The organism is Actinosynnema sp. NPDC037264, from assembly GCF_055603705.1.
Map to the genome: position 1 here is coordinate 14,170 of NZ_JBVJVK010000059.1, position 22,613 is coordinate 36,782.

19 protein-coding genes are annotated in these 22,613 nt (G+C 73.2%); 9 read left to right on the top strand and 10 right to left on the bottom strand.

All coding sequences use genetic code 11. The features are described 5' to 3' along the window. Positions 1 to 179: 179 nt before the first annotated feature. On the top strand, positions 180 to 1,775 hold the full coding sequence (locus ACZ7GX_RS37455; protein ID WP_498784065.1) for a pectate lyase family protein: 1,596 nt from the start codon (positions 180 to 182) through the stop codon (positions 1,773 to 1,775). 144 nt (positions 1,776 to 1,919) lie between these two features. Next, the gene (locus ACZ7GX_RS37460; protein WP_498784067.1) at positions 1,920 to 2,426 is read left to right on the top strand and encodes an SgcJ/EcaC family oxidoreductase; all 507 of its coding nucleotides are present in this window, start codon (positions 1,920 to 1,922) and stop codon (positions 2,424 to 2,426) included. Between the two features lie 41 nt (positions 2,427 to 2,467). On the opposite strand, the gene ACZ7GX_RS37465 is transcribed toward ACZ7GX_RS37460, so the two are convergent. The 3 genes from ACZ7GX_RS37465 to ACZ7GX_RS37475 all read right to left on the bottom strand — a co-directional run bounded on the left by ACZ7GX_RS37465 (position 2,468) and on the right by ACZ7GX_RS37475 (position 5,379). Further along, complete coding sequence (locus ACZ7GX_RS37465; RefSeq protein WP_498784069.1) at positions 2,468 to 3,826, bottom strand: ATP-binding protein; 1,359 nt, start codon at positions 3,824 to 3,826, stop codon at positions 2,468 to 2,470. Then, positions 3,823 to 4,494, bottom strand: a complete 672-nt coding sequence (locus tag ACZ7GX_RS37470) for a response regulator transcription factor (protein ID WP_498784071.1) — start codon at positions 4,492 to 4,494, stop codon at positions 3,823 to 3,825. The genes ACZ7GX_RS37465 and ACZ7GX_RS37470 overlap by 4 nt, the downstream gene beginning before the upstream one ends. Before the next feature lie 165 nt (positions 4,495 to 4,659). Further along, the gene (locus tag ACZ7GX_RS37475; RefSeq protein WP_498784073.1) at positions 4,660 to 5,379 is read right to left on the bottom strand and encodes an alpha/beta fold hydrolase; all 720 of its coding nucleotides are present in this window, start codon (positions 5,377 to 5,379) and stop codon (positions 4,660 to 4,662) included. Positions 5,380 to 5,599: 220 nt separating this feature from the next. On the opposite strand from ACZ7GX_RS37475, the gene ACZ7GX_RS37480 reads away from it, so the two are divergent. The 3 genes from ACZ7GX_RS37480 (at position 5,600) to ACZ7GX_RS37490 (ending at position 9,102) form a co-directional block, all read left to right on the top strand. After that, on the top strand, positions 5,600 to 7,090 hold the full coding sequence (locus ACZ7GX_RS37480; protein ID WP_498784075.1) for an alpha/beta fold hydrolase: 1,491 nt from the start codon (positions 5,600 to 5,602) through the stop codon (positions 7,088 to 7,090). Positions 7,091 to 7,100: 10 nt separating this feature from the next. Further along, positions 7,101 to 7,976 carry an alpha/beta fold hydrolase gene (locus ACZ7GX_RS37485; protein ID WP_498784077.1) on the top strand — a complete coding sequence of 292 codons (876 nt, stop codon included), beginning with the start codon at positions 7,101 to 7,103 and terminating at the stop codon, positions 7,974 to 7,976. 73 nt (positions 7,977 to 8,049) lie between these two features. Beyond that, complete coding sequence (locus ACZ7GX_RS37490) at positions 8,050 to 9,102, top strand: LacI family DNA-binding transcriptional regulator (protein ID WP_498784079.1); 1,053 nt, start codon at positions 8,050 to 8,052, stop codon at positions 9,100 to 9,102. Between the two features lie 108 nt (positions 9,103 to 9,210). On the opposite strand, the gene ACZ7GX_RS37495 is transcribed toward ACZ7GX_RS37490, so the two are convergent. Next, complete coding sequence (locus ACZ7GX_RS37495; protein ID WP_498784080.1) at positions 9,211 to 9,420, bottom strand: hypothetical protein; 210 nt, start codon at positions 9,418 to 9,420, stop codon at positions 9,211 to 9,213. Between the two features lie 62 nt (positions 9,421 to 9,482). On the opposite strand from ACZ7GX_RS37495, the gene ACZ7GX_RS37500 reads away from it, so the two are divergent. From ACZ7GX_RS37500 to ACZ7GX_RS37510, 3 genes are all read left to right on the top strand, one after another. After that, the gene (locus ACZ7GX_RS37500; protein WP_498784082.1) at positions 9,483 to 11,633 is read left to right on the top strand and encodes a glycoside hydrolase family 36 protein; all 2,151 of its coding nucleotides are present in this window, start codon (positions 9,483 to 9,485) and stop codon (positions 11,631 to 11,633) included. 46 nt (positions 11,634 to 11,679) lie between these two features. Continuing rightward, complete coding sequence (locus ACZ7GX_RS37505; protein WP_498784084.1) at positions 11,680 to 11,844, top strand: hypothetical protein; 165 nt, start codon at positions 11,680 to 11,682, stop codon at positions 11,842 to 11,844. A gap of 115 nt (positions 11,845 to 11,959) precedes the next feature. Next, positions 11,960 to 14,539: a carbohydrate-binding protein gene (locus tag ACZ7GX_RS37510; RefSeq protein ID WP_498784087.1), complete on the top strand. Its 2,580-nt coding sequence runs from the start codon at positions 11,960 to 11,962 to the stop codon at positions 14,537 to 14,539. Between the two features lie 3 nt (positions 14,540 to 14,542). Here the strand turns inward: ACZ7GX_RS37510 and ACZ7GX_RS37515 are convergent, their stop codons facing one another. From ACZ7GX_RS37515 to ACZ7GX_RS37530, 4 genes are all read right to left on the bottom strand, one after another. Further along, positions 14,543 to 15,472, bottom strand: coding sequence for an AEC family transporter (locus ACZ7GX_RS37515; RefSeq protein ID WP_498784089.1), 930 nt, complete (start codon positions 15,470 to 15,472; stop codon positions 14,543 to 14,545). 13 nt (positions 15,473 to 15,485) lie between these two features. Further along, on the bottom strand, positions 15,486 to 16,622 hold the full coding sequence (locus ACZ7GX_RS37520; protein ID WP_498784091.1) for an L-talarate/galactarate dehydratase: 1,137 nt from the start codon (positions 16,620 to 16,622) through the stop codon (positions 15,486 to 15,488). A gap of 28 nt (positions 16,623 to 16,650) precedes the next feature. Beyond that, a complete protein-coding gene (gene kdgD / locus ACZ7GX_RS37525) occupies positions 16,651 to 17,559 on the bottom strand; it encodes a 5-dehydro-4-deoxyglucarate dehydratase (protein WP_498784093.1) in 909 nt (302 codons plus the stop codon). Positions 17,560 to 17,630: 71 nt separating this feature from the next. Continuing rightward, entirely contained in the window at positions 17,631 to 18,524 is an 894-nt protein-coding gene (locus ACZ7GX_RS37530) for a LysR substrate-binding domain-containing protein (protein WP_498784095.1), read from the bottom strand. 55 nt (positions 18,525 to 18,579) lie between these two features. Here ACZ7GX_RS37530 and ACZ7GX_RS37535 point away from each other — a divergent pair, with 55 nt between their 5' ends. Beyond that, positions 18,580 to 19,359 carry an endonuclease/exonuclease/phosphatase family protein gene (locus ACZ7GX_RS37535; RefSeq protein ID WP_498784097.1) on the top strand — a complete coding sequence of 260 codons (780 nt, stop codon included), beginning with the start codon at positions 18,580 to 18,582 and terminating at the stop codon, positions 19,357 to 19,359. A gap of 10 nt (positions 19,360 to 19,369) precedes the next feature. Here the strand turns inward: ACZ7GX_RS37535 and ACZ7GX_RS37540 are convergent, their stop codons facing one another. Both ACZ7GX_RS37540 and ACZ7GX_RS37545 read right to left on the bottom strand, forming a co-directional pair. Continuing rightward, positions 19,370 to 19,861 carry a hypothetical protein gene (locus ACZ7GX_RS37540; protein ID WP_498784099.1) on the bottom strand — a complete coding sequence of 164 codons (492 nt, stop codon included), beginning with the start codon at positions 19,859 to 19,861 and terminating at the stop codon, positions 19,370 to 19,372. Positions 19,862 to 19,873: 12 nt separating this feature from the next. Next, positions 19,874 to 22,552, bottom strand: coding sequence for an RICIN domain-containing protein (locus tag ACZ7GX_RS37545; RefSeq protein ID WP_498784101.1), 2,679 nt, complete (start codon positions 22,550 to 22,552; stop codon positions 19,874 to 19,876). Positions 22,553 to 22,613 lie beyond the last annotated feature (61 nt).

The following is a 22,613-nucleotide window of genomic DNA, read 5'->3' on the forward strand; positions in this document are numbered from 1 at the left end:
CCGCAAGGATTCCAAGCACTGTCGAGAGCGTGCCGCCAACCGCCGCCTCCGTTTGTCGGCAACCGTCGCCCGAACGCGTGCACACCCGCGTTCACCAGCGTGAACGCATTCACCACCGTGAACGCCGAAGGGTCGGCGGAATCGGGCGCAGAACGCCCGGTTCAGCACAGGAGGCTCCCTTGAGCAAGCACGGCAGATCAGCGTCGCTCGCCGCCGTGGCGAGCGCGTTCGTCGTCGCGATGGCGGTATTGCTGGTGCCTTCGGCATCGGCCGCGACGTTGTTCGACGACGACTTCGAGGACGGCAACGCGACCGGCTGGAGCTCGAGCGGCGGCAGCTGGACGGTGGTCGCCGACGGGTCGCGCGCCTGGCGCCAGTCCGGCACCAGCGCCGACGCCAGGGCGACCGCCGGCGCGGTGTGGTCCGGCCAGTCGGTGCAGGCCCGGGTCAAGCCGACCGCGTTCAACGGCTCGAACCGGCACGTCGCCGTGACCGCCCGGGTGCAGAACACCGGCAACTACTACTACCTGGCCCTGTCCAACGCCGGCACCGCCGTGCTCGGCAAGCGGGTCGGCGGCGGGCACACCGCCCTGGCCACCGCACCGGTCGCCGTGGCCGTCGGCGCCTGGCGCACCGTGCGGCTGGAGGCGTTCGGCGGCACGCTGCGCGGTTTCGTGGACGGCGCGCAGGTCGTCACCGCGACCGACGCCACGTTCGGCAGCGGCCGGATCGGCGTGGCGACCTACTACGCGGCGGCGACGTTCGACGACGTGCTGGTGACCGACGTGGCCGGACCGGGCGGGCCGACGAGCACCACCACCACGACCACCACCACGCAGCAACCCGGCACCTGCGCCACGTCCGGGCGCCCTCAGGGGTTCGCCTCCGTCACCGCGTCGGGCCAGAACGGCACGACCGGCGGCGCGGGCGGTCCCACGATCGAGGTCGACACGGCCGCGGAGTTCCTGGCCGCGATCGCCCAGCCCGGACCGCTGAACATCTGCGTGCGCGGCATGATCGCGCTGCCCGGCCCCATGCACGACGTCACGTCCGACAAGACGATCGTCGGCATCGGCTCCGCCTCGGGCTTCACCGGCGGCGGGCTGAACATCGGCCTGCCGGTCTCGAACGTCACCTCGCCGCCCGCCGACGCCGTGCGCAACGTCATCGTGCGCAACCTCGTCTTCCGCGACTGGGCCGACGACGCGATCAACGTGCAGATGTTCTCCCACCACGTGTGGATCGACCACAACGACCTGTCCCACGGCTACGACGGCGCTATCGACATCAAGCGCGGCTCCAGCTACGTCACCGTCTCGTGGAACCACACCCACAACCACAGCAAGAACATGCTGCTGGGCCACGACGACGGCAACGGCGCGCAGGACGTCGGCCGGCTGAAGGTGACCTACCACCACAACTGGTTCGACCGGACGCCGCAGCGCAACCCGCGCGTCCGCTTCGGCGAGCCGGTGCACGTGTTCAACAACTACTACCTCTACAACACCGACGTCGGCGTGGCGTGCCAGGCGGACTCGGGCTGCGTCGTCGAGGGCAACCACTTCGAGGACGTCGAGGAGCCGGTGAGCAACAACTACGCCGGTCCCGGCGGGCGGTGCGTGGCGCGGAACAACGTGTTCGTCGGTGAGTCGGGTCAGCCCGACTGCAGCGGCAGCGTGCAGGAGCCCCGCGACTACTACTCCTACACCCTCGACGACCCGAACACCGTGAAGGCCGCCGTCATGGCCGGCGCGGGCGTCGGCAAGGTCGGCTGACCGGGACGGCGTGGCCGGCTCCCGGGTCGGCCACGCCGTTTCTTGGTGGAACCCTTACCCGGCGTTGTCCTCCTCCTGTGCTGTCGCTTCCCCACGTCACACGAAAGTGGAAAGCGACATCCGCACCACCCGCAGGAGATCACCATGAGCAACGTCGGTCGCACTCGTTCCGGAGCGATCACCGCGGTGGCCCTGGCCGTCACGCTGACCGCGTGCGGCACGGCCGCCGGCAACGAGCAACCGACCACCGCGGTCGCCACCACCGCGGCCGAGCCGTCCGCGCAGGAGGTCGAGGCGCTGTTCGACACCTGGAACCGCGCGCTGGCCACCGGCGACGCACAGCAGGTCGCCGACCTCTATGCGCCGCACGCCGTGCTGCTGCCGACGTTGTCGGACAACGTCCGCTCCGATCGCGCCGAGATCGTGGACTACTTCGAGCACTTCCTGGCCAACAAGCCCAGCGGCGAGATCCTGGAGTCGCACGTGGCGGTGCTCGGCCCGGAGACAGCGATCGACGCGGGCGTCTACCGCTTCACCCTGGCCGCGAACGGCACCCGGGTCGACGCCCGCTACACGTTCGCCTACGAGCGCGTCGACGGCAAGTGGCTGATCGTCAACCACCACTCGTCCGCCATGCCCGAAGCGCACTGACCGGGCCGGCTGACCGGGCTGGCTGGCCGGGCACACCGGTCTCACGCGGCCCGCAGCACGATCCGCACGCGCAGGCCGCCGTGCTCGCCCTCGTGCAGGCTCGCCGACCCGCCGTCGTCGGACACCAGCTGCTTGACGATCGCGAGCCCGAGACCCGAGCCGGACCGGCCCGTCAGCCCCGGACCGCGCCAGAACCGGTCGAACGCGCGCTCCCGGTCGGCGGCGGGCAGGCCCGGACCGCGGTCGACCACCTCGATCACCGCCTTGCGGGCTTCCCGCCTGCTCGCCACGGTGATCACGGCGTCGTCCGGCGAGACGGCGAGCGCGTTGGACAGCACGTTGTCCAGCACCTGCTCCAGGTGACCGTGCCCGGCCAGGGCGCGCAGGTCGGGGTCGGCGGCGTCGTGCCGCAGCCGGATGCCGCGCTCCTCGGCGGCGGCGCGCCAGGTGTCGAACCGGCCGGCCACCACGTCGCCGATGCGGACGGGCTCCGGCGTGGCCACGGTGGACTCGGCCCTGGCGAGCGTGAGCAGGCCGTTGACCAGCCTGCTCATCCGCACCACCTCGGCGGTGGCGTGGTCGACGTCCTCGCGCACGTAGGGGTCGTCCACGCCGTCGGCGATGTTGTCCAGCGACAGGCGCAGCGCGGTCAGCGGGGTGCGGAGCTGGTGGGAGGCGTCGCCGATGAACGCGCGCTGGGAGCCGACGAGGGTGCCGATGGTCTCCGTCGCGGTGTTGAGGGTGCCGGCGAGGGTCCGGGTCTCCGGCGGGCCGGTCTCCTCGACCCGCGCGGTGAGGTCGCCGTCGCGCAGCCTGCCCGCCATCCGGTTGAGCTCGCGCAGCGGGCGCGTCAGCCGGCGGGCGAGCAGGAAGCCGACCACGGCCGCCGCGATCAGCACCGTGACGGCCAGGGCCGCGCGGAAACCCCAGATCTGCCACAGCCGGGTGCTCAGCGGACCCGACGGGTAGCTGATCCGGACCGCGCCGACGACCGCGCCGTCCGCAGACCTGGCGGGCACGGCCAGCACGAGACCTTCCGCGCCCAGCGCCTCGGCGTCGCCCCACCGCAGCGACTCGCGGCCCTGCAACGCCTCGGTGAACGCGGGGTCGTCCGTGGCGGCGGGCAGCGGCAGCGGGTCGACGGCGGTGCGTGCGGCGGTCAGCACGTCCAACCGGCCCGGCGTCTGCCGCTGGTAGGCCTCGACCAGGCGGGCCAGCGCCTGGCGGGACGGCGCGTCGTCGGGCGCCAGGAGCAGCGCGGCCGTCGCCGCCTCCCGGCGGGCGGAGTTCTCCTCGTCGCGGTAGAGCTGGTCGGTGAGCGTGAACGCCACCGGCACGGTGAACGCGGCGATCGCCACCAGCACCAGCAGCACGTAGCTCGCGACCAGCTGGCGGATCACGTCAGCACCAACCGGAACCCGACCCCGCGCACGGTCTCCACGGCGACCGCGTCACCGAGCTTGCGGCGCAGCGCGCCCACGTGCACGTCGAGGGTCTTGGTCGGGCCGAACCAGTTGGCGTCCCACACCGCCTCCATGATCTGCTCGCGGGTGAACACCGCGCCGGGCGCTTCGGCGAGGAACGCCAGCAGGTCGTACTCCTTGGGCGTCAGGACGACCTCGATGCCGTCGACGTGCACCCGTCGTGCCCGGCGGTCGATCGTGAGCCTGGTCGGCCGGGCGTCCGCCGACCGGGTGGCGTCGGGTTGGGGCAGCGCGGGCCGGACCCGCCGCAGCACCGCGCGCATCCGGGCGATCACCTCGCGGACGCCGAACGGCTTGGACACGTAGTCGTCCGCGCCGATCTCCAGGCCGACCACGCGGTCGGTCTCGTCGGCCCGCGCGCTGATCACGATGATCGGCACGTCGCCGCGGGCGCGCAGCTCCCGGCACACGTCCAGCCCGTCCACGTCGGGCAGGCCGAGGTCGACCAGCACGATGTCGGCCGGCTCCGCCGCCAGCGCCTCGGCCCCCGTGCGCACCCACACGACGTCGAAGCCGTACCGGCCCAACCCCCGCGTGAGGGACTCGGCGATCGGCTCGTCGTCCTCCACCAACAGCACCCGCATACCCGAAATCCTTCCACCACCGCGCGAGTCGAACGCTCAGGTCCCGCGTGTCGAACGCTCGGGCCCGCGTGTCGTCCACTCAGGACCCCCGAATTCCACCTCGCGGCCGAGCGGTGCGGGGCGACGGGGAACTCGGGGGTCCTGGAGGTTCGACACGCGGGTGGGTCAGGAGACGGCGGTGACGGCGGCGAGGATCTGGTCGGCGACCTCGGTCGGGCGGGAGAGGGCGATGGCGTGCGAGGCGTCCACCTCGACGGTGGCCGAGCCGAGCCGGGCCGCGGCGGCGCGCTGCGAGTCCGGGTTGATGGCGTTGTCCGCCGTCGCCACCACGAACCACGACGGCAGGGTCTTCCACGCGGGCTCCACGGACAGCGGCTCTCCGAGGGCGCGGGCCGCGATCGGGCGCTGGCTGACCGCGGCGGTGGCGGTGACCGAGTCCGGCAGGTCGGCGGCGAACACGCTCGCGAACGCGTCACGGCGGATCGTGAACTCCGTGTCGCTGCCGTCGCCGTCCGGGAACTGCTGCGGCACCAAGGACGTGTTGAGCTCCACCGGCGCGAAGCCCTCGACCGAGCTCAACGCGCTCTCGCCCTTGTCGACGCCGAACGACGCCACGTACACCAGCGCCTTGGCGTTCGGCGTCTTCGCGGCGGCGTGCGTGATGACCGGGCCGCCGTACGAGTGGCCGACCAGCACGACCGGCCCGTCGACCTGCCCGGCGACGCTCGCCACGTAGTCGCCGTCGTGCGCCAGCCCGCGCAGCGGGTTGCTCACCGCGAGCGCCTCCACGCCGCGCGCCCGCAGCAGTCCGATCACCTCGGCCCAGCTGGACCCGTCGGCGAACGCGCCGTGTACCAGGACGACGGTGGGGTTGTGGCCGGTCATCGTGTGCTCCTCGGTTCGTCTTGCGGGGTGATGCCATAAAGCTAGTGCCCGATTAAGTTGCGCACAAGGTATATCCGACGTGACGATCTTCACGGTCGCTCGTTGGACCCACTGCGCGATCCACGCGCCCTGATCAACCCGCCCTGATCAACCCGCCCTGATCAACCCGCCCTGATCAACCCGCCCTGATCAACCCGCCCTGATCGACCGGAGGAACCCGATGCGCCTGGTGATCGCACTCGTCGTCGCGGCCGTCGCCGTGACCCCCGCCGCCGCCGCGAGCGCCGATCACCCCGCGCCGGAGCACGTCTGCGTCGCGAGCGTGCCGGAGACCGATCCGCTGGAGCCGGGGCCGGTGAGCATCTGCGTCAGCGTGTTCAAGCCCGCTGCCGCCTCCCGCGACAACCGGGTGCCGGTGCTGCTGCACAGCCACGGCTGGGGCGGCAGCCGCACGTCCGCGCCCGGCTCGTTCCAGCGGTACCTGGACGCGGGTTTCGGCGTGGTCAGCATCGACCAGCGCGGTTTCGGCGAGAGCGGCGGCAAGGCGCACGTGGAGGACCCGGCGTTCGAGGGCGAGGACGTGATCCGGGTGATCGACCACGTCGCCTCGCTGGACTGGGTGCGCCGCAACGGTCCGAACGACCCGGTGCTCGGCGCGGTCGGCGGTTCCTACGGCGGTGGCTTCCAGTTCGCCGGCGCGTTCACCGAGATCATGAAGACCGGCCGCACCCGGTTCGACGCGCTCGCGCCGCAGATCACGTGGCACTCGCTGAACGACAGCCTCGCCCCGCGCGAGGTCGTCCGCACCACGTGGGTCACCGCCCTGTACGCCGCCGCCCTCGACGCGCACACCTCGACGCTGCACGCCGGCTACGCCGAAGGCCTGCTCACCGGCGACTGGCCCACCACGATGGAGGAGTTCTTCCGCGACAACGGCCCCGCGCACCACGTCGCCGCCGGCCGCCGGCTGGACGTCCCGGTGCTGCTGCACCAGGGCATCAGCGACAACCTGTTCCCGCTCGACCAGGCGATCGACAACTTCGACCGCGCCCTGACCCCGCGCGCCCGGGCGAACAGCCTGCTCATCGGCTACAACGGCGGCCACGCGCTGCCCAACGCCATCCCCGTCGGGTACGCCGTCGCGGGTGACGCGTGCTCGGCGCGGCACGGCGGCTACGACGAGCTCGAACTGCGGTTCCTGGCCGAGAACCTGCACGGCGCGCCGCGCGCGATCACCGGCCACGGCCGCTACCAGCTCATGACCGCCGAGGGCGGCTGCGTCACCGTGGACAGCGTCGCGCCGACCAGGACCACCGCCCTGCCCGACATCGTGACCACCGCCGGCGTCGGCCTGCCCCAGTCGATCAAGATCGCGGACGGCCCCCTCACCATCGCCGGGTCGCCGACGCTCGACGCCCTCGTCAGCACCCTCGGCCTCGACAGCCGCGCGTTCTTCGCCCTCAGCGCGGGCACGTCGCCGTTGACCGCCAAGGTGATCCAGAACAACGTGCTCCCACACCGCGAGCACAGCCTGAACCTGGGCACCCGCCGCACCGTCGAACTGCCCGCGGTCGCCGCCTCGATCCCGGCCGGCCAGTCGCTGTACCTCACCGTCACCCCGATCTCGGACATGTTCCTCCTGCACGGCAGCCGCACGCCGAGCGCGATGGTGCTGCGCGACGTCACCGTGAACCTGCCCGTCCGCGGCTAGGTTCGAGGTCGTGGACTTCGACGAGATCGTGATCGAGACCGATCGGCTCGACTTCCCGGCGCTCGCGGCGGGCGACGGGCCGGTGGTCGTGTGCTGGCACGGGTTCCCCGACCACCCGGCCACGTTCGGGCCGCTCGCCGAGCACCTGGTCGCCGCCGGCCGCCGGGTGGTGGCGCCGTTCCTGCGCGGCCACCACCCGACGACCGCGGACCGGATGACCTACGCCGACGGCATCACGCTCGCCGCCGACGCCGAGGCGGTCGCGCGGGCCCTGTCCCCGGACGCCGGGATCGACCTGATCGGGCACGACATCGGCGCGGGCGTGGTGGGCCGGCTGGCGGCGGCGTGGCCGGAACGGGTGCGGCACGCGGTCACCATGGCCGTGCCGCCGCCGAGGACGCTGGGCCCGGTGCTCCGCGATCCCGCGCAGCAGCAACGGTTCTTCTACCTGTGGCTGTTCCAGGTGCCCGGTGTCGCGGAGTCCGTGCTGGAGGCCGACCGCGGCCTGGTGGACTACCTGTGGTCGACCTGGTCGCCCGGTCTCGACCCGGGCGAACACCGCGCCCGCGTGCACGCGATGTACGGCGACCCGGCCGTGCTGCGCAACGTCCTGCGGATCTACCGCGGCAACTTCGACCGGTCGCTGCACGACCTGGACCTCGCCGCACTGGCCGCCACGACCGAGGCGACGGCCACCGTCCCGATGCTCGTGCTCGCCGGCGAGGACGACGGCTGCATCGGGCCGGAGCACTTCGCCGACGCCCGGACCGGTCTCGCCGACGGCTCCTCGGTGCGGGTCGTGGCCGACGCCGGCCACTTCATGCACCTCGACCGGCCGGACGAGGTGGCGAGGCTCGTGCTGGACTGGTTCGGCCGCGACTCCTGAGCCGCGATCACCACGAGCGTGTGCCGCCCGAGGTGGTTTTGACGTGGTCGTCGCCGGCGATCACGATGACGGGGTGACAGGACGTTCTCCCGGCTTGCCCGCCCGGAAGCGCGGGCGGGAGGCCGCGCCCAGCATCCGTGACGTGGCGGCCGCCGCGGGTGTCTCGTACCAGACCGTGTCACGCGTGCTCAACGAGTCGCCCAACGTCAACCCCGACACCCGCCGGCAGGTGCTCGACGTGATCGAGCGGCTCGGGTACCGGCCCAACCGGGCCGCCCGGGCGCTGGGCTCGGGCCGGGCCGGCGCGGTCACGGTGGTCATCGCCGACACCACGCTCTACGGGTACGCCGCCACGTTGCGGGGCATCGAGGAGGCCGCGCGCCTGCAAGGGCTCGCGCTCGGCGTCCGGGTGGTCGAGTCGGACCGCCCCGCCGACGTCCGGCACGCGGTCGAGTACGTGAGCGACCCCAACGCCGGCGGCATCGTCGTGATCGCCTTCGACGCCGCCGGCGCGGGCGTCCTGCGCGCGCTGCCGGCCGCCGTGCCCGCCGTGGCGGCGACCGAGGCGGGAGGTCTGGCCGGCACCGGGCGGGCCATGATCTACCTCGACGAACGGCAGGCCGCCGCCGACGCGACCGGGTACCTGTTGTCCTTGGGCCACCGCACGGTGCACCACGTCGCGATCCCGTCGGAGACCGGCACGAGCGCCCGCCAGACGGGGTGGCGCGACGCGCTGCGGGAGGTGGGCGCGCCGGTGCCGCCGGTCGTGCCCGTCGGGTGGGACGTGCGGTCGGCCTACCTCGCGGGACGGCGGCTGGCGGCCGACCCGGACGTCACCGCGATCCTGTGCGGCAACGACGACACAGCCATGGCGGTCCGCCGCGCCCTGCACGAATCCGGCCGCGACGTCCCGGGCGAGGTCAGCATCATCGGCTTCGACGACGTGCCCGGCGCGGCCTACTGGACGCCCGCGCTCACCACGGTGCGGATGGACTTCGTGGCGCTGGGCCGCGCGTGCCTGACGGCGCTGGTGGCCGAGGTGGCGGGCCAGCCGCGGCCCGCCCTCGACCTCGCCGCGCCGTCCCTCGTGGTGCGCGAGTCGACCGCCCCGCCGCGCGGTCGTTGAGGACCTGTCCACCGCAGTGTTGGTCACAACAAGGTAACGCGGTCTTTTCACTTGTCCGTGTGACCGGTCACACTCGGGGTCGTGATGTGACCGGTCACATGGCTGTGATCAGCACGAACGCTGGCCTGTCGCCGCTCCATGAACCAGTTCGACCTGCGACTTGGAGGTGACGACGGTGATCGGATCGACGAGGGCGAGACCCGCCTGGTGCGCGGCGGTGGTCGCGTCGGCGGCCTGCACGGCCTCGGGCACGGCGGGCGTCAACGCGATCGCGTTCGCCAACCCCTCCAGCGGCGACGCGCCCGACATCGACCTCATCCGGATCGCCGCGTCCCTCGACCAGCCGGGGAACCCGCGTCGGAACGCACGACAGGAGCGCCGTGATCTCATCGGAGTCCGCCACGAGCGTGGTCTGGGGCCACTCGGCGTTGGCACTCGTCGTGGACGTGTCCCCGGACGGCCCGGTCGGCGTCCGCACGCTGGCCGCCCGTCCGCGGTCCGACCACCCCAGGGCCGCGCAACCGCTGGTGGAGCTGCTGGTGGCCGGTGAGGGCCGGGCCCGCGCCTCGCACCGGTTCTCCGACACGGCGCTCGGCAGGCGCATGGTCTACGCCGGCTCCACCCGCACGCGTGACGGCAAGTGGAGCGAGCTGCACGTGGACGTGCGCGACGAGCGGACCGGGCTGCTCGCGCGGACGTCGTTCCGGTCGGTCGACGGCGTCGCGGCCTGCCAGGTCCGCACCACCGTGACCAACCGGGGCGACGTCCCGGTGGTGCTGCACGGCGTCACGTCGTTCGCCGCGGGCTTCCCCGGCGCCCTGGTCGGGGACGTCGACCTGCTGCGCGGCGAGAGCGAGTGGCTGGGCGAGGGCCGGTGGACGCGCCACCCGCTGCGCGACGGCGTGACCCCCGACCTCAACCTCCCGCTGCACGGTCAGCACGGTCGGGGTCGGTTCGCGGCCGTGAGCACGGGCACGTGGTCCACCGGCACGCACCTGCCCACCGCCGGGCTGGCGGACCGCCGGACCGGTCAGGCGTGGCTGTGGCAGGTGGAGCACAACGGCGCGTGGCGGTGGGAGGTCGGCGAACGGCTGGACGGCGCGTACGCGGCGTTGCTCGGGCCGACGGACGTCGACCACCAGTGGCAGCACTGCCTGCTGCCCGGCGAGGCGTTCACCACCGTGCCCGCGTCGGTGGCCGTGTCCGAGTCCGGTGTGGACGGTGCGATCGCCGCGCTGACCGCCCACCGGCGCGAACTCGTCCGCCCTCACCGCGACCGGTCCGCCCTGCCGGTGGTGTTCAACGACTACATGAACACGCTCATGGGCGATCCGACCACGGCGAAGCTGCTGCCCCTGGTCGACGCCGCCGCCGACGTCGGCGCGGAGGTGTTCTGCGTCGACGCCGGCTGGTACGACAACGGCACGAGCTGGTGGGACGCCGTCGGCGAGTGGCGGCCGTCCGAGACCAGGTTCCCGCGCGGCATCGCCGAGGTGCTCACCCGCATCCGGGAGCGGGGCATGGTGCCCGGCCTCTGGCTGGAGCCGGAGGTGATCGGGGTGCGCAGCCCGCTGGCCGACGAGCTCCCGGCCGCCGCGTTCCTCCAACGCGGCGGCGTCCGGCTGGTCGAGCACGACCGGTACGTGCTCGACCTGCGCCACCCGCGCGCGATCGCGCACCTGGACGACGTGGTCGACCGGCTGGTCGAGGACCTCGGCGTCGGCTACCTCAAGCTCGACTACAACGTCGACCCGGGACCGGGCACGGACTTCGCCGCCGACAGCGCGGGCGCGGGCCTGCTCGCGCACAACCGGGCCCACCTGGAGTGGCTGGACCGGCTCCTGGACCGGCACCCCGACCTGATCCTGGAGAACTGCGCGTCCGGCGCGATGCGCATGGACTACGCGCTGCTGTCCCGGATGCAGTTGCAGTCCACCAGCGACCAGCAGGACCCTTTGCGCTACCCGCCGATCGCGGTGTCGGCGCCGATGTCGGTCCTGCCGGAGCAGTCGGCGAGCTGGGCCTACCCGCAACCGGACATGGCGGACGAGCTGTTCGCCTTCACCGTGTGCACGGGGATGCTCGGCCGGCTCTACCTGTCGGGGCGGCTGGACCTCATGGGCGCCGACCAGCTGCGGTCCGTGCGCGAAGCGGTGCGGGTGTTCCGGGAGATCCGCGCGGACCTGGCGGTGTCGGCGCCGGTGTGGCCGCTGGAGCTGCCCGGGTGGCGCGATCCGTGGCTCAGCCTCGGGCTCCGGTCCGGTGACGTCACGCACGTGGCCGTGTGGCGGCGTGACGGCGCGGGCGCGGACGTGGCGCTGTCCCTGCCGCACCTGCGCGGCCGATCGGTCGACGTCGAGGTGCTCTACCCGCGCGACCTGCCCGCGTGGAGCCACTCCTGGGACCGGGGCACCGGCTCGCTGACCCTGGCGCCCGCCCACCAGGACACCGCCTCCGCGCGGCTCTTCCGGATCGCCCCCGGCGGAGAGCGAGGACCGGCCACCCCACCGACCGGGGGAACAGCACGGTGAACCGACGGATCCCCGTCGCCTCCGCCGCGCCACCCGGCTCAACGGGGTGCTGCACGCGTTGGGGATCAGCGGGATCGTGCTGCCGCCGGCGGTCGTCACGGTGGTGCTGCTGCTGCGCCGGCTCGGCCTGGCGGGCAGCGCGGCCCGGGCTCGACGGCGCGGGCCCGGTCACGGTGTTCCGACGCGTCGTGCTGCCGAAACCGGCACCTGACCTTCGCCTACGTGATCTTGATGAGCCTGCCGCTGGTCGCCGTCCTGGCGCCCGTCCGGCGACGGATCCTCGCCGGCATCACCAGCGGCGCCGTCAAGTGACAAAAGGAGCGTTGATGCGACACCCCTTCCTGGCGGGCACGATCGCCGCCGCGATGGCCCTGGGGACCTCGACCGCGGTCTCGGCGCGGAAGTCGTCGACCGAGACGCTGCGCGTCGACCTCGACTCGCCCACCGGCGCGTTCCACGGCGGCGCCACCGGCATCCTCTACGGCCTCGGCGACCCCGGCGTCCCGTCGCACGACCTCGTCGCCGGCATGCGCCCCCGCACGGTCTCGCAGAAGGCGCCGGACGGCGAGCAGCACCCGAGCGGCGACGCGCTGCGGGTCGCGGACGGGTACTTCGCGGCCGGCGGCACCGACGTGCACCTCTACGCGCAGGACGTCTACAGCGCCTGGCCCTACCAGGACCTGGGCATCGACGACTACATCGCGCGGTTGCGGCCCCAGCTGGAGAAGGTCGCCGCACGGCCGGACCGCGACCGGTTCGTGTGGACGATCTTCAACGAGCCGGACTGGATCTGGTACGGCGACTGGGCGGCGGACAAGGACCGGTTCCTGGCCGACTGGACCAGGGTCTACCGGCTGGTGAGGTCCGTGCTGCCCGACGCCCGCATCACCGGCCCGGGCGAGACCCGGTACCGCCCGGACCACCTGCGCGACCTGCTCACCCACGCCAAGGCCCACGACGTGCTGCCCGACGTCGTCACCTGGCACGAGCTCGGCCCCGACTCCCTGACCACCTACCGCGAGCACTACGAGGACTACCGGGCGCTCGAACAGGAACTCGGCATCGCGCCGCGGCCGATCAACATCAACGAGTACTCCAACCGGCGTGACACCTCCGTGCCCGGTCAGCTGGTCCAGTGGATCGCCATGCTGGAGGAGACCAAGGTCGACGGCCAGCTGGCGTTCTGGACGATGGCGGGCAACCTCAGCGACCACGCCGTGCGGACCGGCCGCGCCAACGGCGGCTGGTGGCTGACGAAGTGGTACGCCGACCTGTCCGGCGACACCGTCCGCGTCACGCCGCCGCGGCCCAGCACCCGGGACACGGTGCAGGGCCTGGCCGCCTACGACCGGGGCGACGCCAAGGCGACCGTCCTGCTCGGCGGCACGGCGAACGCGGTGGACGTCGTCGTGACGGGCCTGGACCGGCGGGTCTTCGGCGACCGGGTCGACGTGCGGGTCGCCAAGACCACCTGGTCGGGCTACGAGGGTGACGCCGGGCAGCCGCCCGTGGTCGCGGCGGCCAGGGTCCGCGTGGTCGGCGGCAAGGCGACGATCGCGGTGCCCGGCGGCGACCCGCTGGCCGCCTACCAGGTCGTCGTCACCCGGGCGGGCCTCGGCGCGCCGCCGGTCGCCGACGCGCCGTGGCAGGCGAGCCACGAGGCCGAGTCGGGCGCGGTGGAGCACGCCGTGGTCGTCACCCAGGACGACGGCTCCGGCTCGGACGAGATGGCCCAGCGCTACACCACGTCCGGCCACAAGGACGTCGGCTTCATGAAGGACCCCGCCTCGCGCGTCACGGTCGACGTGGACGTGCCGCGGGACGGCGCGTACCGGCTCGGGGTGTTCTACGGCACCGACGGGTTCGTCGGCAGGCAGGCGCTGTACGTGGACGACGCGCACGTGCGCGACCTGACCTTCCCGGCGACGCTGAACCGGGTCTACCGCGGCCGACTCGACACGCCGATCACGCTCACCGCCGGTCGGCACCGGATCTCCTTGCGCACCAGCGGTCCCGGCGGCTTCCTCGACGGCCCGTCCGACATCACGCTGGACCGGTTCGACCTGACCGAGGTCACCGGTCCCGAGAGGACGGTCTACCCGCTCACCGAGTCGCGCCGGTCCGGCGGCACGGTCGACCGCGGCCCCCGTGCGCTCCAGGTCGCCGCACCCGGCGCGGTCGTCCTCGGCCCCGGCGACACCGTGACCACGTACGTGTCCGCCGCCGAGGACGGCTACCACGAGCTGTCCACCACGTGGCTCGGCTCCGGCCGCAGCGCGCTCGGCCTCGCCCTGTCCGGACGACGGGTGCGCGACCTGACCGCCGACCGGCCCGGCGCGTGGACCGGCCGCGTCACGGCCCACCTCAAGGCCGGCGTCACCGAGGTCGTCCTGTCGAACGAGAGCCGCGCACCGCTCGTGCTCGGCACGCTGACCTCCGTCCGCGACGCGGCGTCCGACGCTCGTGCGGTCCGCGTGGAGGCCGAGTCCGGTCGGCTCGACGGGGGAGCGGTGGTGACCTCCGGGCCGTGGGCCTCCGGCGGCTCGTACGTCGGCCGGCTGGGCCACGGCGGCACGCTGACCATCCCGCGCCCGGCCGGGTTCGGGGCCGGCCAGTACAACCTGACCGTCGCCTACGCGCAGGCCGAGAAGAACACCGGCCACCCGTACAACACCGACACCATCACCCGGACGCTCGTCGCCACCGAGGAAGGCGGCCACGCCACGAGCGCGCCGTACCGCCACAACTACACCTGGGACGGCTTCTGGCCGGAGACCTCGCCGCTCGACCTGGTCACCGACGACGGCGCGCTCACGTTCGGCAACCCGGCCGCCTGGGGCCCGAACGTCGACTGGGTCCAGCTCGCACCGCTCGTCGTGGCGTCCTCGGTCACGCCACGGCGGTGAGGCTCAGCCGAGCGCGACGGCGATCCCGGCGAGGACCGGCACCGAGAGGACGGTGGTGATCAGCACGGCGTCCCGGGCCAGTTCGGTGCCCCGGTCGTAGGCCGTGGCGTAGACGAACACGTTCTGCGCGGTGGGCAGCGCCGAGGCGATGGTGACGGCCAGCAGCGCCGGGTCGTCCAGGTGGAGCACCCAGCGGCCGAGGGCGTAGGCCAGCACGGGCTGCGCCGCGGTCTTCAGCGCGACCACCAGCCACACCTGGCCCGCCGTGCCGCCGGAGGCCGGGCGCGGCGCGCCGTGCAGGCTCGCGCCGTAGGCGAGCAGGGCGGCCGGGACGGCGAGGTCGGCGAGCAGCTCGACCGGCCGCAGCACCGGGGCGGGCGGCATCCAGTCGAGCGCGGACAGCGCCAGGCCCAGGGCGCAGCCGATCACCAGCGGCGTGCGGAACGGCTGCGTCAGCAGGTGGGCCCGCGACGGCCCGCCAGGGCCCGCGTCGCGTGACGCGGCCAGCACCGTCAGCCCGATCGGCGCCAGCACCAGCACCTGGAACAGCAGCACCGGCGCCACCAGGGAGGCGTCGCCGAGCACGTACACCGCGATGGCGATGCCGAGGTTGCCCGCGTTGACGTAGGACGTGGCGAGCGCGCCGGTGGCCAGGTGGCCGGCGCGCGGCCGCCAGCGCCACCACGCGACGACGAGGTAGACCAGCGCGCACATCACCGCGCTGCCCGCGGTGGCCACCAAGGTGGGGGACAGCATCACGGACGGGTCCGCGTCGGCGAGGGTCAGCAGCAGCAACGCCGGCGTGGCGATGAAGTACGACAGCCGGGACAGCACGCCGGCCGCGCCCTCGCCGAGCACGCGGGCGCGGCCGGCGATCCAGCCGACCGCGATCACCGCGACGAGGGTGGCGAAACCCGACAGGACCGCGTTCACCCGCGGGCGCCCGTCACCGGGGCGAGCCGACCTTCGCGGTCTCGACGGTCCAGGCGCGGGCCTGGTCGCTGAGGGTGATGCCTAGGCCTGGCCGGTCGGACAGGTGCATCCGGCCGTCCCGGATCTCCAGCCGTTCGTCGAACAGCGGGTGCAGCCAGTCGAAGTGCTCGACCCACGGCTCGCGCGGGTAGGCGGCGGCGAGGTGGACGTGGATCTCCATGGCGAAGTGGGGCGCGAGCTGGAGGTGGTGGTGGTCGGCGAGCGTGGCGAGCTTGAGGAACTGGGTGATCCCGCCGACGCGCGGCGCGTCCGGTTGCAGGATGTCGACCGCGCCGGCCCGGATCAGCTCGTAGTGCTCGGCGACGCTGGTGAGCATCTCGCCGGAGGCGACGGCCGTGGTCAGCGACCGGGCCAGCTCCGCGTGCCCCTCGACGTCGTAGGCGTCCAGCGGCTCCTCGATCCACACCAGGTCGAACTCCTCCAGCGCCCGGCCGACCCGCATCGCGGTGGGCCGGTCCCACTGCTGGTTGGCGTCGACCATCAGCGGCACGCCGTCGCCGAGGTGCTCGCGGACGGCGGCGACCCGGCGCAGGTCCTCCGCCCGGTCCGGCAGGCCCACCTTGATCTTGATGCCGCCGACGCCGGACTCCAGCGTGCGGGTCGCGTTGTCCTTGATCTGCTCGACGGTCTCGTGCAGGAACCCGCCGGAGGTGTTGTAGCAACGGACGGAGTCGCGGTGCGCGCCGAGCAGCTTGGCCAGCGGCAGGTTCGCGCGCTTGGCCTTGAGGTCCCACAGCGCGATGTCGAACGCGGCCAGCGCCTGGGTGGCCGCGCCGCTGCGCCCGACCGACGCGCCGGCCCAGACCAGCTTGGTCCACAGCCGGCCGATGTCGTTGGGGTCCTCGCCGACCAGGTCGGGCGCGACCTCGCGGGCGTGCGCGAACTGGGCGGGCCCGCCGGCGCGCTTGCTGTAGCCGAACCCGACGCCCTCCAGCCCGGCCTCGGTGCGGATCTCGGCGAAGAGCATCGCGACCTCGGTCATCGGCCGCTGCCTGCCGGTGAACACCTTGGCGTCGCTGATCGCGGTCGGCAGCGGCAGGGTCACCGAGGACAGCGTGATCGACGTGATCCGGTCGGGACTGGGGGACATCGGGCTCCTTCTCCTCGGGCGCGGGCGATCAGGCGAGCTGCCGGACCAGGGCGGTGAGGCGGGCGCGCTCGTCGTCGGTCAGGTCGGTCAACGGCGGGCGCACCGGGCCGCCGTCGCGGCCCACGGCGGTCAGCCCGGCCTTGACGATCGACACCGCGTACCCGCGCTCCCGGTCGCGCAGGTCCAGGTAGGGGATCACGAAGTCGCGCAGCATCCCGTACAAGGCGGTCCGGTCCTGAGCGCGGACGGCGGCGTAGAACTCGAGGGCGAACTCGGGCACGAAGTTGAACAGCGCGGAGGAGTACGTGGTGACGCCGAGCTGCAGCAGCGGCAGGGCGAACGTCTCCGCGGTCGGCAGGCCGCCGATGTAGATCAGCCGGTCGCCGACGCGGGCGTAGGTGCGGGTCAGCTGCTCGACGTCGCCGACGCCGTCCTTGAGCCCGATCAGGTTGGGGTTGCGGTCGGCCAGCTCGGCGACCGTCGCGTCGGTCAGCACGGCGTTGGCCCGGCTGTAGACGATCACGCCGAGCCCGGTGGCCCGGCACACCGCGGAGACGTGCTCGACCAGGCCGCGTTGACCGGCCTCGGTGAGGTAGGGCGGGAACAGCAGCACGCCGGAGGCGCCCGCGGCCTCGGCGGCACGCGCCTGCGCCACCGACACGGCGGTGGCGCCGGTCGCCGGCGCCACGACGGGCACCTTGCCGCCCACCTCGTCCACGGCGACGCGGACCACCTGGTCCAGCTCGGCGGGCGTCAGCGAGAACCCCTCGCCCGTGCCGCCCGCGGCGAACAGGCCCGCCACGTCGAAGCTCGCCTGCCAGGCCAGGTGCTCGCGGTAGCGGTGCTCGTCGAACCGCAGGTCGGCGTCGAAGTGGGTGACCGGGAAGGACAGCAGCCCGGAGGCGAGTCGGTCGGCGAGAGCGGCGGGGTTCGTCACGGCTCCACCGTATGGACCAGGAGTGATGCTTGTCCAAGAGTTATTTAGCATTGCGCAATACCCGGAGGGCATCACTCGAACGGCGTGCGGCCCTCCAGGACGCTCAACGTCCGCCACAGCGCCGGGTTGGCCGAAGCCTTCAACCACAGCAGGTGCAGTTCCACCGGCTCGGGCACCGCGGTCGCCAGCCGGGCGAACTCGACGCCGTCGATGCGCAGCCGCGCCGCCGACTCCGGCACGAACGCGACACCCCGGCCGGCCGCGACCAGCCACAGCATGGTGAGCACCTGGCTGACCGTGTGCACCGTGTTCTCCGACGCGATCGGCACCGTGCGCACGACCAGGTCGTAGAAGTAGCGCGCGTCGGTGGGCGAGTGCATGACGACCGGCTCGCGGACCACGTCGGCGGCCGTCGCGTCACGTCCCAGCGCCGCCAGGGGGTGGCCGGCGGGCACGGCGACCAGCAGCCCTTCCCGGTGCAGCAGCCGTGAGCCGAAGGTCGAGTCGTCGAACGGCGGCCGGCCGAGCCCGAGGTCGATCTCCTCGTTCACCAGCGCGGACACCTGCTCCCGGGTGACCAGCTCGACCAGCTCCACGTCCACGTCCGGCAGCTGCGCGGCGATGTCGTCCAGCAGCCGGCCGAGGATGCCGTAGGTGGCCGCCGCGGTGAACCCGACCCGCACCACGCCGCTCGACCCCGACGACACCCGCCGGGCCAGCTCCGGCGCGGTCTCGGCCAGCGACAGCAGCCGCCGCGCCTCGACCAGGAACACCTCGCCCGCCGCGGTGAGCGTGACCCGCCGGTTGTCGCGGATCAGCAGCCGCGCGCCGACCGACCGCTCCAGCTTCTGGATCTGCCTGCTCAGCGGCGGCTGCGTCATCGCCAGCCGGGCGGCGGCACGGCTGAAGTGCAACTCCTCGGCGACGGCTACGAAGCCCCGTAGCTGCTCCAGCGTGAACGCCATGCGAGGAAGGTATCAACCCTGGTCACGGCGCGTTTGCCGTGTGAGCATGGTCGACATGGGCCTCCCACGCCGCACCGCCGGCCTCGTCCTGGCCGTGTTCCTGCTCTGCGGGCTGGTGACGGCGCCCGCCACCGCCGCGACCGCGTTCAAGGTCTTGCAGCTGAACCTGTGCAACAGCGGCGTCGCCGGGTGCTACCAGGACGGGCTGGCCGTGGGCGAGGCCGTGACGATGATCCAGCGCCGCGTGCCGGACGTGGTGTCGGTGAACGAGGTGTGCCTGTCCGACCTGCCCCGGCTGACCGCCGCCGTGGGCGCGAGCGCCGAGTACCAGTTCGCGTTCGCGCGCCGGAAGACCACGGGCGCGAACATCGAGTGCACCGACGGCCGGGGCGCCTACGGCAGCGGGATCATCGTCAAGGAAGGCATCCGGACCAGCGGCCACGGCGTGTACACCGCGCAGGACAGCGGCACCGAGGTCCGGGCCTGGGCGTGCGCGCTGAGCGAGGTGCGCGCGTTCACCGCCTGCACCACGCACCTGAGCACGACCGGCACCGTGGCGCTGGCGCAGTGCAAGGAACTCGTGCCCGCGATCGTGCTGGGCTACGACCCGACCGGCTCCGCCACGACCAGGCACGTGGTCCTGGGCGACCTGAACCTCAAGTACAGCCCGGGTTCGGCGACCAACGCGCAGAACTGCGTGCCGTCGGGCTGGTTCCGCAAGGGCGACGGCGACGTGCAGCACGTCATCGCCCGCACGCTGACGTTCGTGTCGACGCAGGAGTACGCCATGTACCGCACCGACCACCCGGCGTTCGTGGTGAACTACACGTTCTGATGCAGGCCGTTCAGCGGTCGAGCGCTTCGCGGAGCACCCGGACGGCCTTCGGGCCGACGCCGTGCACGGCCAGCAGCTCGGCGTCGCTCAGGCCGGCGACCTGGGCGAGCGTGGTGACGCCGATGGCGGTGAGCGCCCGCGTGGCGGGTCGTCCGATGCCCTTGGGCAGGTCGCCGACCTCGCCCGGCTCGGCGGTCTCGGCCCCGGCGGCCCGCGCGGCGAGATCCTCCGGGGCCCGCGACAGCCACGCCCGCCGCACCCAGTGGTCGAGCCGCTGCCCGTCGACGTCACCGAGCGGGACGCGCACGCCGCCGGCCAGGCGCTCGGCGGTCGGGTGCGCCGCCAGGACCGCGTCCACGTCCGCGGCGGGCAGGTGGAGGTGGACGCGGTCGTGCTCGTCCACCGAGGCGAACCGCGTGCCCCGCACGGTGAACGCCCGGCCGTCCGCGGCCACCTCGGGCAGAGACCGCGCGGTCTTGCGCAGCCGGTCGATCGTCGTCACGCGGAGATTGCATCACGCCGGCAGCAGCCGCCACAGGTGGTCGGGGGTGCCCGTGTCGCCGAACTGGACCACCTGGGCCGAATCGTCGTAGGACATGCGGTCGACCCCGAGCACCTTGCCCGAGTGCTCGTTCCGGATCCGCCACAGCCCGTCCGTGCTCGCCCGGAGCCGCCACAGGTGGTCGGCCGTGCCGTTGTCGGCGAACTGCACCACGATCGCCGAGTCGGCGGTCGACATCCGGTCCACGCCCAGCACCTTGCCGGAGTGGGCGTTGCGGATGCGGAAGCAGCCGTCGGCGTCGGGCAGGAACTGCCAGCGGTGGTCGGCGGTGCCGGTGTCGGCGAACTGCACGACGCGCGCGGAGTCCGCGGTCGACATCCCGTCCACGGCGAGGACCTTGGTCGAGTTGAGGTTCTGGATCTTCACCGTGCCTTCGGGGACGACCCGCCACAGGTGGTCGGCGGTGCCGTTGTCGTCGTACTGCACCACCCGCGCGGAGTTCGCGGTGGACATGCCGTCGACGCCGAGCACCTTGCCCGAGTGCTCGTTGCGCACCTTCACCAGGCCGTTGCCCTGGTCCACCAGACGCCAGCGGTGGTCGGCGGCGCCGGTGTCGGCGAACTGCACGACCCCGGCCGAGTTCGCGGTCGACGCGCCGGCCACCGCGAGCACCTTGCCGCTGTGCTTGTTCTGCACGCGCAGCACCACGCCCGGCGTGCCCCAGCCTCGTGACCCGCCGGTCTGCGGGAACGAGGTGATCCGGAGACGCGCCGCGCCGGCGGGGATCAGCGTGACGTCGCGGACCGGCGCGGTCGTCGCCACGGGGCTGTCGCTCAACGTGCCGACGACGTGCTCGCCGTCCGCGGTCCAGTCGGTGATCTCCTGCGCCTTCGCGGTGAGCCTGACGGGCGCGTTCGCGACGGTGAAGGGATCGTCGACGTCGCCGCCACCGGTCGCCACCGAGACGGGCTGGCCGGGCACCAGGCCGACGTTCCAGGCCGAGGCCGCCTCGACCGCGTACTCGGGCCACGCGTCCGTGCCGCCGTAGCGGGTCCAGCGCTCGTCGACGCGCAGCGAGAACGTCAGCGCGCCGTACTCGACGGAGACCGCGCCGTGGTTGTCCGGCCACGTCCGCGTGCGCGGGGCCATCGGCAGCCGCAGCACGAGCACGTCGCCGTCGGACCACGTCCGGCGGACGGTGGCGAAGCGGGGACCGCCCTGGACGGCCACCGGCGAGCCGTCGACCGTCAGCACGGGGGAGGAGCACCACCCCGGGATCCGCACGGTGAACCCGAACGCGAGCGGGCGGGGCGTGGCGACCCGGAAGGTGATGGTGTCGCCGAACGGGTAGGCGGTGTCCTCCGTGATCGTGACCGGGGTGCCGTCGGCGACCTTCACCGTGACCGTCGAGGGCCCGTACAACGCCGCCGCCACCCCGCCGTCGCCGGTGGCCAGCCACATCTCCTCCACGAAGTACGGCCAGCCCTGGCCGTAGTTGTGGGGGCAGCAGCGGTACTGGTCGACGCCCGGTTTGTAGGCCAGCATCGCGAAGCCGTTCTGGAACTGGCGGCGGCGCTTGGGCACGTCGTCCAGCCGCACGACGTTGGCGGGCGTGACGTAGTGCGCCACCCGCCCGGACGGGTCGAGCGAGGCGGGCAGGAGGTTGAACGCCAGGTCCTCGGTGCGGTCGGCCCACACCGCGTCGCCGGTCAACCGGGTGAGCAGCTCGTGGCTGCCCATGTACTCGACCACGCCGCAGGTCTCGAAGCCCTGCCTGGGGTCGCCGTAGCCGGGGCGGGCGTTCTCGTCGCCCGCGAACCCGCCGCCCGGGAACTGCCCGTACCGGCGCATCACGGTGTCGTAGTTGCGGTAGGCCGCCGCGCGGTCGCCGTCGTCGCCGGAGAGCACGGAGAACTGCGCCGGCTCGCGGAACCCCTGGGCGATGTTCACGTTGTGCAGGGTCGGCAGGCCGCCGACCCAGTCCGCCGAGTGCCGGTGGACGCGCCGGGTCAGGTCGAGCAGCGAGGCGTCGCCGGTGCGGTTGTAGAGCCACAGCACCACGTCCATCGCGTCACCCCAGCGCGTGGCGCCCCAACCGTCGGCGAACACGGCGTCGGGCTGTCGCGCGGTGAAGGCGAAGAACCGGGTCAGCGCCCGGTCGACCCTGGTGTCCTCGTGGAACTCCGCCCACGACCGCAGGGCGTGCAGCATCGGCATGTGCGGCCACAGGTCGGCGTGGCCGTTGAGCGAGCCGCGCAGCGCCGACGGGCCGAAGAACCCGTCCGCCGCCTGCGTCGCGAGCACCGCCTCGATCCACCGCTCCGCGTCGCGCAGGACGCGCGCGTCCCCGGTGACGTAGCCGAGGTCGCCGTAGCCCCGCAGCCAGTACGGCACTTCCTCCCAGCCGCCCAGCTCGGGGCGCACCCACCCGGTGGCGTCGAAGCGCAGGAAGTGCGAGACCTCCTGGAGGCGCCCGTTCAGGCCGTCGAGCTGCTTGTCCAGCTGGGTCGCCAACCAGCCGCGCGGACGCACCGCGCCCGGCGGCAGCCGGAGGAAAGCGGCCGGCCGCAGCGGCGCGCGGTGAGGCGGGTACCACGGGCCGGCCTGCGCGGCGGCCTCGGCCGGCCGCACTGCCGCGCCGAGGGCCGTCACGGCGCCGGCGGTGAGGAACGTGCGACGTCGCATGGACATGGTCGGCTCCCGGTCGTCGTCGACTTGGGCGGCGGACCCAGTTTTTCAACGTTGTATCAAC

Bases quoted from the DNA above. Each gene is read 5' to 3' on its own strand.
- ACZ7GX_RS37460 (WP_498784067.1), top strand. From the start codon at position 1,920: ATGAGCAACGTCGGTCGCACTCGTTCCGGAGCGATCACCGCGGTGGCC.
- ACZ7GX_RS37470 (WP_498784071.1), bottom strand. From the start codon at position 4,494: ATGCGGGTGCTGTTGGTGGAGGACGACGAGCCGATCGCCGAGTCCCTC.
- ACZ7GX_RS37475 (WP_498784073.1), bottom strand. From the start codon at position 5,379: ATGACCGGCCACAACCCCACCGTCGTCCTGGTACACGGCGCGTTCGCC.
- ACZ7GX_RS37480 (WP_498784075.1), top strand. From the start codon at position 5,600: ATGCGCCTGGTGATCGCACTCGTCGTCGCGGCCGTCGCCGTGACCCCC.
- ACZ7GX_RS37495 (WP_498784080.1), bottom strand. From the start codon at position 9,420: ATGAGGTCGATGTCGGGCGCGTCGCCGCTGGAGGGGTTGGCGAACGCG.
- ACZ7GX_RS37510 (WP_498784087.1), top strand. From the start codon at position 11,960: ATGCGACACCCCTTCCTGGCGGGCACGATCGCCGCCGCGATGGCCCTG.
- ACZ7GX_RS37520 (WP_498784091.1), bottom strand. From the start codon at position 16,622: ATGTCCCCCAGTCCCGACCGGATCACGTCGATCACGCTGTCCTCGGTG.
- ACZ7GX_RS37530 (WP_498784095.1), bottom strand. From the start codon at position 18,524: ATGGCGTTCACGCTGGAGCAGCTACGGGGCTTCGTAGCCGTCGCCGAG.
- ACZ7GX_RS37535 (WP_498784097.1), top strand. From the start codon at position 18,580: ATGGGCCTCCCACGCCGCACCGCCGGCCTCGTCCTGGCCGTGTTCCTG.
- ACZ7GX_RS37545 (WP_498784101.1), bottom strand. From the start codon at position 22,552: ATGTCCATGCGACGTCGCACGTTCCTCACCGCCGGCGCCGTGACGGCC.